Annotated in this window: 11 protein-coding genes; 8 read left to right on the forward strand and 3 right to left on the reverse strand. The window is 42.5% G+C overall.

Going from position 1 to position 11,787, the window contains the following annotated elements; translation table 11 throughout:
• Positions 1 to 18 precede the first annotated feature (18 nt).
• The 6 genes from DWY57_RS09925 to DWY57_RS09955 all read left to right on the forward strand — a co-directional run bounded on the left by DWY57_RS09925 (position 19) and on the right by DWY57_RS09955 (position 5,704).
• Positions 19 to 588, forward strand: coding sequence for a hypothetical protein (locus tag DWY57_RS09925; protein ID WP_049703371.1), 570 nt, complete (start codon positions 19 to 21; stop codon positions 586 to 588).
• 12 nt (positions 589 to 600) lie between these two features.
• Complete coding sequence (locus DWY57_RS09930; protein WP_049702882.1) at positions 601 to 987, forward strand: hypothetical protein; 387 nt, start codon at positions 601 to 603, stop codon at positions 985 to 987.
• A 349-nt stretch (positions 988 to 1,336) separates the two neighbouring features.
• Positions 1,337 to 3,805, forward strand: a complete 2,469-nt coding sequence (locus tag DWY57_RS09940; RefSeq protein WP_117601469.1) for an SLBB domain-containing protein — start codon at positions 1,337 to 1,339, stop codon at positions 3,803 to 3,805.
• Between the two features lie 8 nt (positions 3,806 to 3,813).
• Positions 3,814 to 4,920, forward strand: coding sequence for a Wzz/FepE/Etk N-terminal domain-containing protein (locus tag DWY57_RS09945; protein ID WP_005836078.1), 1,107 nt, complete (start codon positions 3,814 to 3,816; stop codon positions 4,918 to 4,920).
• Complete coding sequence (locus DWY57_RS09950) at positions 4,899 to 5,246, forward strand: UpxY family transcription antiterminator (RefSeq protein WP_005836079.1); 348 nt, start codon at positions 4,899 to 4,901, stop codon at positions 5,244 to 5,246. The genes DWY57_RS09945 and DWY57_RS09950 overlap by 22 nt, the downstream gene beginning before the upstream one ends.
• Positions 5,243 to 5,704: a WbuC family cupin fold metalloprotein gene (locus DWY57_RS09955; protein ID WP_119961677.1), complete on the forward strand. Its 462-nt coding sequence runs from the start codon at positions 5,243 to 5,245 to the stop codon at positions 5,702 to 5,704. The genes DWY57_RS09950 and DWY57_RS09955 overlap by 4 nt, the downstream gene beginning before the upstream one ends.
• Positions 5,705 to 5,778: 74 nt before the next feature.
• Here DWY57_RS09955 and dnaJ read toward each other — a convergent pair whose 3' ends face one another.
• Positions 5,779 to 6,951, reverse strand: coding sequence for a molecular chaperone DnaJ (gene dnaJ, locus DWY57_RS09960; RefSeq protein ID WP_119961678.1), 1,173 nt, complete (start codon positions 6,949 to 6,951; stop codon positions 5,779 to 5,781).
• 11 nt (positions 6,952 to 6,962) lie between these two features.
• A complete protein-coding gene (locus tag DWY57_RS09965) occupies positions 6,963 to 7,595 on the reverse strand; it encodes a nucleotide exchange factor GrpE (RefSeq protein WP_119961679.1) in 633 nt (210 codons plus the stop codon).
• Positions 7,596 to 7,816: 221 nt separating this feature from the next.
• Between DWY57_RS09965 and DWY57_RS09970 the strand changes: the two genes are divergently transcribed.
• Positions 7,817 to 9,436: an ATP-binding cassette domain-containing protein gene (locus DWY57_RS09970; protein ID WP_005827934.1), complete on the forward strand. Its 1,620-nt coding sequence runs from the start codon at positions 7,817 to 7,819 to the stop codon at positions 9,434 to 9,436.
• A gap of 280 nt (positions 9,437 to 9,716) precedes the next feature.
• On the opposite strand, the gene DWY57_RS09975 is transcribed toward DWY57_RS09970, so the two are convergent.
• Complete coding sequence (locus DWY57_RS09975) at positions 9,717 to 10,769, reverse strand: leucine-rich repeat domain-containing protein (RefSeq protein WP_117601473.1); 1,053 nt, start codon at positions 10,767 to 10,769, stop codon at positions 9,717 to 9,719.
• A 113-nt stretch (positions 10,770 to 10,882) separates the two neighbouring features.
• Between DWY57_RS09975 and DWY57_RS09980 the strand changes: the two genes are divergently transcribed.
• Complete coding sequence (locus tag DWY57_RS09980) at positions 10,883 to 11,779, forward strand: type II CAAX endopeptidase family protein (RefSeq protein ID WP_119961680.1); 897 nt, start codon at positions 10,883 to 10,885, stop codon at positions 11,777 to 11,779.
• Positions 11,780 to 11,787 lie beyond the last annotated feature (8 nt).

Below are 11,787 nucleotides of genomic sequence, written 5' to 3' on the forward strand. Positions count from 1 at the left end.
CAATTAAATATGATAAGTATGAAGAAAATTTTAATCACCTTAACAGTACTCTTTGCAGTCATTGACATTATGGCACAAGAGCACCTTTCGTTTAAGGGTATTCCCATTGAGGGAAGTATGACAGAATTTTGTCAAAAGCTCAAATCTAAAGGATTTACTTCAATTGGTCGTGAAAACAATATAACTTTGTTTTCAGGGGACTTTACAGGTCGTCAAGCAACGGTAGGGGTAACTGCTACAGACGATGGAAAAAATGTTTTTGCAGTTGTCGTTTTATTTGACCCAAGTGGGGAGTGGAATACCCTTGTTAATACTTACGACTATTATAAGGATTTATATACTCGTAAATATGGCAAGCCGACAATTTCAAAAGAAAACAACCCTGCCCATTTAGATTCCAATACCGCTTTAATGGCGGAAGTGCATCAGGGAACGGTTGTATATGGTAGTGCATGGGAAGTGACAGGAGGAGATATACAACTTTCAATTGAAAAGTCTTCTGGAGTTTATGAAGGTATGGTAATGATTCGCTATCGTGATTCTCAAAATGTTGAAGCCAAAATCCAAAATGATTTGGATGATATTTAGACAAGGACAGCTATGAAAAAAGTATGTATATTCATTGGTGGTGTTGTCACTGGAGCTATTCTAGTGGTTGTTGTTTCCATGCTTATAGCTGGTGGAAATTCTACTTATAAAGGAATTACATTATTTGAAAAAGAGGGAGAATGTATAAGTGAAAATTCTTTTAAGGTATTTCAAGTTTTGGATTCAGGTGAAGCCTTAGCTAACGAAGTAAAACAAGGATACTTGATACCAACAGGATTAACTGTGTTATTTTTGAATGAGGATGGACTGTCTTACTATGACGACCAAGTTATTAAGATACCTTCAGGTAAATGTGCTAAACAAATAGGGATATTCAAATATTCCGCTAAATCGGGTATGGAAAAGACAGTTCCTATAGTTGGTATACGTAACAAATAGAAAAGGTGGTCATTGACCACCTTTTCTATTTGTTACATAACATAACCTCATGAATGGGATGAATGATTTTCTTTTTTCGCAAGCCGATTTTATAAAATTGCCACCGATAGTTCGTACTTTCGGAAAAAGATATTATATTTGCAAATGAAAGAGTTATTTGACAGTATAGCAACGCAAAACGCTGAATTTCGCACAGTTGCTAAATCGTTACCTCTATTTCTCAAATAATTCGCTAAAAGTTTATTCTTCAATCGGTTAAGTCGAACCGATAAAAATCTAAAATAATATATTACCTTTGTGCCCGATTTATATTTATTACAAGAACTCAAAAGATTAATCAGAATATTTTATGCGTAGATTAATAACACTATTCTTTTTGGTATTTACTTTGTCAGGAGTAGCTTTTGCTCAGCAGATGTCAGATGATCAGGTTGTTCAGTATGTAAAAAGCGCTCAGCAGATGGGTAAAAATCAAAAGCAGATTACTACTGAATTAATGCGGCGGGGAGTGACAAGGGAACAAGTTGAAAGAATTCAGAAAAAGTATGAAAATTCTAAATCTGGAAGTCCGCAGAGCAATACCCAAGATGAGAAACGTTCTCGTCAACGTGGTGAAATGAGTGGCGTAGTCAAAGGGTTGCGTACAACTTCGGAAACGTATTCTGCCAGGCAAACGGATGTTGCAGGGGATTCTTTACAAATGATGGATAATCGTTCCTTGTCTCAAGAGAAAGGGGCGGGGGATCCGACTTCGCAAATTTATGGTCATAATATTTTTACTAACGATAATTTGACTTTCGAACCTAATGTGAATGTTGCTACTCCCGAGAATTATCGTCTGGGACCTGGTGATGAGGTGATTATTGATGTGTGGGGAGCTTCTGAAACAACAATCCGACAAACAATATCTCCGGAAGGAAGTATTCTTGTGAATAATTTAGGACCGGTTTATCTGAGTGGTAAAACAGTAAGTGAAGCCAATAATTATTTGAAACAAGAATTTGCCAGAATATATTCTGGAGTAACTGGAAATGTTCCCTCTACCCAAGTTAAATTGACATTAGGAGAAATACGTTCTATTCAAGTAAACGTTATGGGTGAAGTTATGGTGCCCGGAACTTATACCCTCTCATCATTTGCTTCCGTATTCCATGCTTTATATCGTGCAGGTGGTGTGAATCCGATTGGTAGTTTACGCAGTATTAAAGTGATTCGCAATGGAAATACAATAGCAGATTTGGATGTTTACGATTTACTTATGAAAGGAAAAATGAAGGATGACATCCGTCTGCAGGATGGTGATGTAATTCTTGTGGATCCTTACCAGTCATTGGTACAGATATTGGGTAAGGTAAAACGTCCGATGTTTTATGAAATGAAACCCACTGAAACCGTAGGCACATTATTGAAGTATTCAGGTGGTTTTACGGGTGATGCTTATAAAAAAGCATTACGTATAATCCGTAAAAGTGGACGTGAGCATCAAATTTATAATGTGGATGAGATGGATTATTCTGTATTCCGCGTAGATGACGGTGATAAGATAACGGTTGATTCCGTTTTACAACGTTTTGAGAATCGTGTGGAAGTCCGCGGTGCTGTATATCGTGAAGGCTTGTATCAGTTGGACGGTACGATGAATACAGTGAAACAGCTGATTAAGAAAGCAGAAGGACTTCGCGGAGATGCATTCTTAAACCGTGCTATAATCGATCGTGAGCTTGAAGACTTGTCGCATGAGATTATACAAGTAGATGTGAAAGGTTTGCTGAACGGGACGGCTGCAGATATTCCTTTGCAGAAGAATGATATTTTATATATCCCAAGTATTCATGATTTGAAGGAAGAAGCTACACTTACCATCCATGGTGAAGTTGCCAATCCGGGTACATATCTCTATTCTGATAAAATGACAGTAGAGGATTTGGTGTTGCAGGCTGGTGGCTTGTTGGAGGCAGCGGCTACGACGAAAGTTGAAGTGGCACGGCGTATGAAAGATACGAAGAGTACATCTTTCAGTACTACAGTAGGCCAGAATTTCTCTTTTGATTTGAAAGATGGCTTATTGGTGGGAGAAGGAAGCCAGGATTTCCATCTTGAACCTTTTGATGAAGTTTATATTCGTAAGAGTCCGTCTTATTTTAAACAACAGAATGTTATGGTGGGAGGAGAAGTTCTTTTTAGCGGTAATTATGCACTATCGAAAAAAAATGAACGTTTGAGTGACTTGATAGCTAAGGCTGGTGGAGTGACTCCCGATGCTTATGTAAAAGGAGCGCGTCTTATTCGTAGGATGACCGAAGAAGAATTTCGCCGTAAAGAAGATGCCCTGCGTATGGCGCAAGCGGGAGGTGGAGATTCCATATCTGTAAAAAAATTGGATTTGTCTGATACCTATTCTGTAGGTATAAATCTGGGAGAGGCTTTGAAGAATCCCGGTTCAGATGCTGATATGGTGCTTCGTGAGGGAGATGTGTTATTTGTTCCGGAGTACGTAAGTACAGTGAAAATCAACGGTGCTGTAATGTATCCGAATACAGTTTTATATAAAAAGGGTGAAAGCTTGAAATATTACATCAATCAAGCTGGTGGTTTTGGTAATGATGCCAAGAAACGTAAGGTCTATGTAATATACATGAATGGTACAGTTTCTCGTTTAAAAGCAGGGAACAAGAAAGCCATTGAACCTGGTTGTGAAATAATTGTTCCAAGTAAAGAACAGAAAAAGAAGATGACTACTGCTGAAATTCTGGGAATGGGAAGTACGACAGCTTCTATTGCAGCGATGATTGCGACTATGGTTAATCTCTTTAAGTAATTTGAATTATGAGCGAAGAAAGAATACAAAACATAACCTCTCCACAACCTGAGGAACAAGAAATAGATTTGATAGAACTGGCCCAGAAAGTATGGGCTAGTCGCAAATTGGTTTTTAAGGCGTGTGGTATCGCTGCTCTTGTAGGACTGGTTGTTGCATTTAGTATTCCTAAGGAGTACTCTACAAGTGTGACATTGGCTCCGGAGAGTGGTGGTAAATCTGGTGGTGGAAGTATGGGAGCCCTTGCAGCCATGGCGGGTATCAATTTGGGCACTTCTTCTGGTGAGGATGCTTTGTCACCCGAACTTTATCCTGATATTGTAAGTTCTACTCCTTTTCTGATTGAACTGTTCGATGTTAAAGTCAAGGATCAGAAAGCAAAAGTAGACACGACTTTATATGCTTATTTGAAAGAAGAACAGCGTTCTCCTTGGTGGAGTGCAATTTTCTCCGCTCCTTTTAAGGTGTTAGGATGGACATTGTCTTTGTTTAAGGATGAACCGGAAGAGGGGGACGCAAAGCTGGATCCTTTTCGTCTTACTAGAGATGAGTCTGCCATTGCAGATGCTTTAAGTAAACGTATCTCTGTTTCCGTAGACAAAAAGACAGGTGTGACAACCTTGTCTGTTACTATGCAGGATCCTTTGATATCTGCTTCGCTGACGGATACCGTGATGCATTGCCTGCAGAACTACATCACAGATTATCGGACTAATAAGGCTCGTCATGATTTGGCATTTACCGAAAAACTTTATGGAGAAGCAAAGGCCAGTTATGAGGATGCCCAGAAGAAATACGCAAATTTTGTAGATGCAAACCAGAATATAATATTACTGAGTTATCGCGCAGAGCAAGAGCGTTTACAGAATGAAATGAATTTAGCCTATCAAGTATATACACAAGTGTCTCAACAATTGCAGATGGCAAGAGCTAAGGTGCAGGAGATTACCCCGGTATATACGGTTGTCCAGCCGGCTACGGTACCTTTGAAGCCTGCAAAGCCCAATAAATTGATGATTTTGATCGGCTTCATGTTCTTGGCAGGTGTCGGCAGTGTGGGATGGATATTATTTGTAAAAGATTTATTAAAGGGATGGAAAAAGCAAACAATATGATGACGGATAATGATATGATGTGCTGGCATGCATTGTACACAGCACCCAAGTCTGAACATAAGTTGATGCAGCGTTTGAATGCTGCGGGATATACTACATATTGCCCGATGCAGGCTGTGTTTGTAAAATGGAAAGGGCATACCCGGAAGGTGATTACCCCTCTTTTCTCCGGATGCTTGTTTGTTGCTGGTAATGTGGCGGAAGTTGCCTCATTGGCTTCCTCGCAGAAGGCTGCTATATTACTAGATAAAGAAGGAAAAAGTTTGTCTATTGAAGCGGGTAAAGCAGAACTTCCTGCCAAGTTTGCTCAATTGCTGAGGTTATGATGAAGCTGATAACAGAAGAGCTGCTGGATACCGTTACTTCACAAGCCAAGGAGAATTCCCGTTTACGTATGAATTATAATTTTCATGCGTCTATGGATGCCCCTATTCATCGGTTGCTGAATGCTTTGGAACCAGGAACTTATCTTCCTCCTCACCGTCATACAGATAAGGAAGAAACTTATCTGGTTTTGCGTGGAAGTCTGCTGGTATTTTTTTATGATGATGCCGGTAATGTAACAGATAAGGTATGCCTCAATCCTTCGGAAGGTAAATATGGTCTGGAGATTCCTTCTAATACGTGGCATAGTATTATTGCCTTGGAGTCAGGCACCGTTATTTTTGAAATTAAAAAAGGCTCATATCAGCCTCTACCCTCAGAGGATTTGGCTTCATGGGCTCCTCAGACTTCTGATGTGGAGGGAATAAAGGCTTTTATGAAGCGGATGTTGGAACTTTAATATTTTTTTGATAAAACAAAGAAGCCTCCCGATATTTTATTGTATATCGGGAGGCTTCTTTATGTACCATGTTATTAGTCAAACAGGCTCTTGAACTTCTTGAATATTTTCTCCTTAATCGAAGTGTTTGGCTTGAAGTTATCAGATTCTTCCATTTCCTCCAATGCTTTCTTCTCATCCTTACTCAGCGTTTCGGGTACATATACGCTGACATTTACCAGCAAATCTCCCGTGCCGTATCCATTCACGTTGGGCAAACCTTTGCCGCGCAGGCGGAGTACTTTTCCCGGTTGCGTACCTGAGTCAATTTTTACTTTCACCTTTCCATCAATCGTGGGAATTTCTACCGCACCACCCAAGGCTGCTGTCGGGAAGCTGAGGAGCAGGTTGTAAATCAAGTCATTTTCGTCGCGTATCAGGTTCGGGTCTTGTTCTTCTTCTACAAGAATCAGCAGGTCTCCCGGCATACCGTTGTGCTTGCCTGCATTTCCTTTTCCTCCCATAGAGAGCTGCATACCTTCTGCGACACCTTTCGGGATTTTTACGGTTACTACTTCTTCACCATATACAATACCTTCACCGGCACATTCCTTACACTTGTTTTTGATGATTTTGCCTTCACCGCCACAAGTTGGGCAAGTGGTTCTTGTTTGCATGGTGCCGAGTATGGTTTGCTGGTTACGGATTACCGTGCCGCTACCGTTACAGGTCGGGCAGGTTTCGGCGCCGCCGTCGCCTTCGGCTCCCGTGCCATGACAGTGGGTACAAGGCACGTATTTCTTCAGCTTGAATTTCTTTTCCACACCGGTAGAGATCTCCTTGAGGTTCAGTTTTACCTTGACGCGCAAGTCCGAACCACGGTAACGGCGTTGTTGTGTGCCGCCACTTCCGCCGAAACCTCCAAAACCGCCAAAACCTCCTCCACTGTGTCCACCAAAGATATCACCGAACATGGAGAAGATGTCGTCCATGGACATGCCTCCACTGAAGCCGCCGAACGGACCACCATTACCGGCAGCACCACCCAGTCCGGCATGACCAAACTGATCGTAGCGGGCACGTTTGTCCGGATTGCTTAGTACGTCGTATGCCTCTGCCGCTTCCTTGAATTTCTCTTCGGCTGTTTTGTCGCCCGGATTCTTGTCCGGATGATATTGGATGGCTTTTTTGCGATAGGCTTTCTTTATTTCTTCTACCGTTGCTGTCTTTTCGACTTCCAATACTTCGTAGTAATCTCTTTTTTCCATACAGTTTTATGTTATTCTCCGACTACCACTTTGGCATGACGGATCACTTTGTCGTTTAGGATGTAACCGGTTTGTACGCAGTCCAGAATTTTGCCTTTCAGTGCTTCATTGGGTGCCGGAATCACGGCGATGGCTTCGTGATAGTCTGTGTCGAGCGGTTGTTCCTTTGTCTCTATCACCTTAACGCCGTTTTGTCCCAATACAGACATGAATTTGTTGTAGATAAGTTCAACGCCTTCTTTTACGGCAGCTACATCGGTAGCTGTCTCCATGTTTTTGAGGGCGCGTTCAAAGTCATCCACAATGGGTAGGATACTGCTGATACTCTTTTCACCACCGTTCAGGATGAGTTCTGCCTTCTCCTTCATGGTACGTTTGCGGTAATTGTCAAACTCGGCAGACAAGCGCAGATATTTGTCTTTCTGCTCTTCAATCTGTTCATTGGCCTTTTCCAGTTCCTGGGCGAGCTTTTCTTCTTCTGTCAGGGGAGCTTCGTTTTCTTGTGAAGCTTCTTGTCCTACGGTTTCTTCGTCACATTCGTTAGGAGTAGCTTGAGTTTTCAGCTCCTCTTCCTGGTTGTTTTCTTTTTCTTTCGGATTCATATTGTTATGCTTATTATTCTTGTAAAATGATTTTGCTTTCATTGCTGTTAAGGGTTTAAGTTAATACGATATCAGTGCTCCAGCAAAAACTTTGCCAAAACGGATGTTTTTGCCGAAAACGCTGCAAAGGTAATACTTTTATGTCAGATTGACAGCGCTTCTCTGTGTCTATTCATGGAAAAATAACTATCTTTGCACTCGCAATTCGCAGACTAATAGGTATTAAATAGTAAATTGTAAATAAATAAATCGTAAATATAAAGATGATTACAGTCTCTAATGTCTCAGTACAGTTTGGTAAAAGAGTGTTGTTCAATGACGTAAACCTGAAGTTTACAAGTGGTAACTGTTACGGTATCATCGGTGCCAACGGTGCCGGAAAATCTACTTTCCTGAAAACGATTTCCGGGGAGCTGGACCCTACGACGGGTTCCATCATGCTGGCTCCGGGAGAGCGTCTTTCCGTTTTGAGTCAGGACCACTTTAAGTGGGATGCTTTTACGGTGATGGACACGGTGATGATGGGACACACGGTGTTGTGGGACATCATGAAGCAGCGTGAAGTGCTGTATGCCAAAGAGGATTTCACAGACGAGGATGGACTGAAGGTTTCCGAATTGGAAGAGAAATTTGCCGAGCTGGACGGCTGGAATGCCGAAAGCGATGCTGCCGCCTTGTTGAGTGGTTTGGGTATCAAGGAAGACAAGCATTATCTGTTGATGGGTGAGTTGAACAACAAGGAAAAGGTGCGTGTCATGCTGGCGCAAGCTCTCTATGGAAATCCTGATAACTTGCTGCTGGACGAGCCTACCAATGACTTGGATATGGAGACCGTGACTTGGCTGGAAGAGTACCTCTCCAACTTTGAGCATACGGTGCTGGTGGTAAGCCACGACCGTCACTTCCTCGACTCCGTTTGTACGCATACGGTGGACATCGACTACGGAAAGATTAACCTCTTTGCCGGTAACTATAGCTTCTGGTACGAGTCCAGCCAGCTGGCGCTCCGTCAGCAGCAGAACCAGAAGGCAAAGGCCGAGGAGAAGAAGAAAGAGCTGGAAGAGTTTATCCGCCGATTCAGTGCCAATGTGGCAAAGAGCAAGCAGACTACCAGCCGCAAGAAGATGTTGGAGAAACTGAATGTAGAAGAAATCAAGCCGTCATCACGTAAGTATCCGGGCATTATCTTTACGCCCGAACGCGAACCGGGTAATCAGATTCTGGAAGTTTCCGGTTTGACGAAAACGCTGGAAGATGGTACGGTGCTGTTCCGCGACGTCAACTTCAATGTAGAGAAGGGAGACAAGATTGTATTCCTTTCGCACGACCCGCGTGCCATGACCGCCCTGTTCGAGATTATCAACGAGAATATGAAACCGGATGCGGGTACCTTCAACTGGGGTGTGACTATCACCACCGCTTACCTGCCGCTGGACAATACTGCATTCTTTAATACAGACCTGAATCTGGTGGACTGGTTGAGCCAGTTCGGCGAAGGCAATGAAGTCTACATGAAGAGTTTTCTGGGACGTATGCTGTTCTCCGGTGAGGAGGTGCTGAAGAAAGCAAGCGTATTGTCGGGAGGTGAGAAGATGCGTTGCATGATTGCACGTATGCAGCTGCGCAATGCCAATTGCTTGATTCTGGATACACCTACCAATCACCTCGACTTGGAGTCTATCCAGGCATTCAACAATAATCTAAAGACCTATAAGGGCAATATCCTTTTCTCATCCCACGACCACGAGTTCATTCAGACGGTTGCCAACCGTATTATCGAATTGACTCCGAACGGTATTATCGACAAGATGATGGAGTATGACGAATACATCACTTCAGACCACATCAAGGAGTTGCGTGCACGTATGTACGCAACAAAGTGATAACGGAAGCTAAGGACTAAATAAGCATATTTTAAATCGTTCCATCATGAGGAAAAAATCGTTCCACCATGGTGGAACGATTTTTTCACCACGGTGGAACAATATTTCTGCCATGATGGAACGATTCTTCTTTCATATCTTTTTTGTTTAATAAAGGCTTGTGCGATATTGAAAAAAAGAAGAAGGTGTGTCAGAATGATTTTTAGCTATCATTCTGACACACCTTCTTTTGCTATTAAAAGAGTCTCTTTGTTCTTATTAAGGCGGGGAATAGTCTGGGTTATTGTTTCTCCTTATATATAATTTTGCCTTGGCTTTCGCCGAAAAGGTTGTCGCCCAGCGTGGTAATCTTATTCCCCGTGGCAAGCACATAGCGCAGGTTGTCGCATCCCATAAATGCTCCGTACTCAATGGCGGTTACACTAGCAGGAAGCACCAGCGTGCCGCACAAACGACCGCAGCCACTGAATGCACGCTGTCCGATGCTTCTAAGCTCTTGCGGGAGCCGTACGTTCAGCAGATACTTCTTTTGGGTGAAAGTATAGTCGGGAATTGCAGTGGCATTACTGTTGGTCATGTCGATGGAAACCAGATTGGGCATATAGTCGCGTATCAATGTGAAGTCGGCTTCGTCCATTTTACCTTCAACGGTCAGAAAGTTAACGTCTTTGGGCTGAAATCCGGCTCTTAGCAGTTCGCTGGCAAGGCTGCCCATTTTACCAATCTGCACATTTACTGTCAGTGGTTCTCCTTCAATGAATGCAAAGGTCTCCCATTTCTTTTTGGTACGGTAGGAGTCACTGCATCCCAATGGAACAAATATGGCTGTAACGCTATCAGCCAATGCTTCGGACAACAGATTGGGAGCCGTTTTCTTCCGTATCTGGCATATCTTGAGATTTTTGCATCCCTTAAAGGCAGCATCTTCGATGTTCTTGGTCTTGTCGGAAAGGATAACCCTAGTCAGTGTCTCCTTGCCAATGAAGGTACTGTCGTCCATTTGCTTGCAGAAGGCATATGCCGGAATGCAATTGGCAGGATATACGTAAAAACGGTTTGGATAAGTTCCGTTCTTGCCTGCATACGTGCTGATAGATGCGTTCGAGATGTCCAACTGCTGCAGATTCTTGAATTCATCTCTTAGATGCCTGAAGTCTATGGCATTCAGTTTGCCCTGCAGGGTTAGTTGGGTAATTTCATTAGCTTCCGCTTCAGTCATCAGCTCCACCAAGGTACCGGGTTTGGCTACGTAGTATCTTTTGGATTTTTGTGCCGAGGCATTCAGCATTAACGCCAGTCCGGCAATGGCTAAAAGTATTTTTCTTAGTTTCATGTTTATTGATTCTAGATTGATTTTTCAAATATAGGAAGAAAACGGCAGGAATACATGAGGTTTTTTCTTTTTATTATTATTTTTGTCGGATATTAATCAATATTGAGATACAAATGGAGACAGAAGAGACGGTAAAGGAAGGGCTTGTTACAGCAAGTAAAGCAAAAAGTATTTGGTTGGCATTCGTTGATATAGTACTGTTTGCTGTACTTTCAATGATTTTTCTGTTTTTGTTTGCCATACCTTTTGCATTAGTTTTTCCGGAGTTGAAGACGGAAGTTGGTGAAACAAACATTTACTTTCAGATGCTGAATGAAGTCTTGATGCTGGTCAGTGGGCTGATTGCCGCTTGTATGGTGTTGGGCTTTAGGAAGCTTCCTTTTTCGGGTTTGGGCTTGTCTTTGAAGGGATGGGGCAGGAGCCTGCTGAGAGGAGCTTTGTTTGTCGTGTTCTTGTATGTAGTCGGTTTTGGCTTGTCTTTGCTGTTAGGGGCAGTGGAGGTGGTAGGGTTCTTGTTTTCTCCCATATCTCTGCTGGTCAGTCTTTTGCTTTATTTTTTTGTGGCGCTTACGGAAGAAGTTATCGGACGCGGTTTTATTTTAGGGCGTATGCTGGATGGAGGCATCAATAAGTTTGTGGCATTGTTTATCTCTGCGGTGTTATTTTCGTTGATGCACCTTTTCAATCCTAACTTTGCCTTTGTCCCGTTTCTGAATATCATGCTGGCAGGTTGTTTCTTGGGGGCTTCCTATATATATACGCGTAACCTCTGTTTCCCCATTGCCTTGCATTGGTTCTGGAACTGGATTCAAGGTTCCGTTTTGGGATATAAAGTCAGTGGAAATGAATTCAGCAATGAGAATCTGCTGATTCTTCACTTTCCGGAAGAAAATTTGATAAATGGAGGAACCTTCGGGTTCGAAGGCTCCATTCTGTGTTCACTACTTTTAGTGCTTGGTACAGTAATTATCTTAAGACACTATTATAAGGGATTAGAGATTAAGGATTAATACGGAAA

The sequence above is a fragment of the Bacteroides sp. AF25-5LB genome (genome assembly GCF_003602965.1).
Taxonomy (GTDB): domain Bacteria; phylum Bacteroidota; class Bacteroidia; order Bacteroidales; family Bacteroidaceae; genus Bacteroides; species Bacteroides uniformis.

Bases quoted from the DNA above. Each gene is read 5' to 3' on its own strand.
- DWY57_RS09925 (WP_049703371.1), top strand. From the start codon at position 19: ATGAAGAAAATTTTAATCACCTTAACAGTACTCTTTGCAGTCATTGAC.
- DWY57_RS09930 (WP_049702882.1), top strand. From the start codon at position 601: ATGAAAAAAGTATGTATATTCATTGGTGGTGTTGTCACTGGAGCTATT.
- DWY57_RS09940 (WP_117601469.1), top strand. From the start codon at position 1,337: ATGCGTAGATTAATAACACTATTCTTTTTGGTATTTACTTTGTCAGGA.
- DWY57_RS09945 (WP_005836078.1), top strand. From the start codon at position 3,814: ATGAGCGAAGAAAGAATACAAAACATAACCTCTCCACAACCTGAGGAA.
- DWY57_RS09950 (WP_005836079.1), top strand. From the start codon at position 4,899: ATGGAAAAAGCAAACAATATGATGACGGATAATGATATGATGTGCTGG.
- DWY57_RS09955 (WP_119961677.1), top strand. From the start codon at position 5,243: ATGATGAAGCTGATAACAGAAGAGCTGCTGGATACCGTTACTTCACAA.
- dnaJ (WP_119961678.1), bottom strand. From the start codon at position 6,951: ATGGAAAAAAGAGATTACTACGAAGTATTGGAAGTCGAAAAGACAGCA.
- DWY57_RS09965 (WP_119961679.1), bottom strand. From the start codon at position 7,595: ATGAAAGCAAAATCATTTTACAAGAATAATAAGCATAACAATATGAAT.
- DWY57_RS09970 (WP_005827934.1), top strand. From the start codon at position 7,817: ATGATTACAGTCTCTAATGTCTCAGTACAGTTTGGTAAAAGAGTGTTG.
- DWY57_RS09975 (WP_117601473.1), bottom strand. From the start codon at position 10,769: ATGAAACTAAGAAAAATACTTTTAGCCATTGCCGGACTGGCGTTAATG.
- DWY57_RS09980 (WP_119961680.1), top strand. From the start codon at position 10,883: ATGGAGACAGAAGAGACGGTAAAGGAAGGGCTTGTTACAGCAAGTAAA.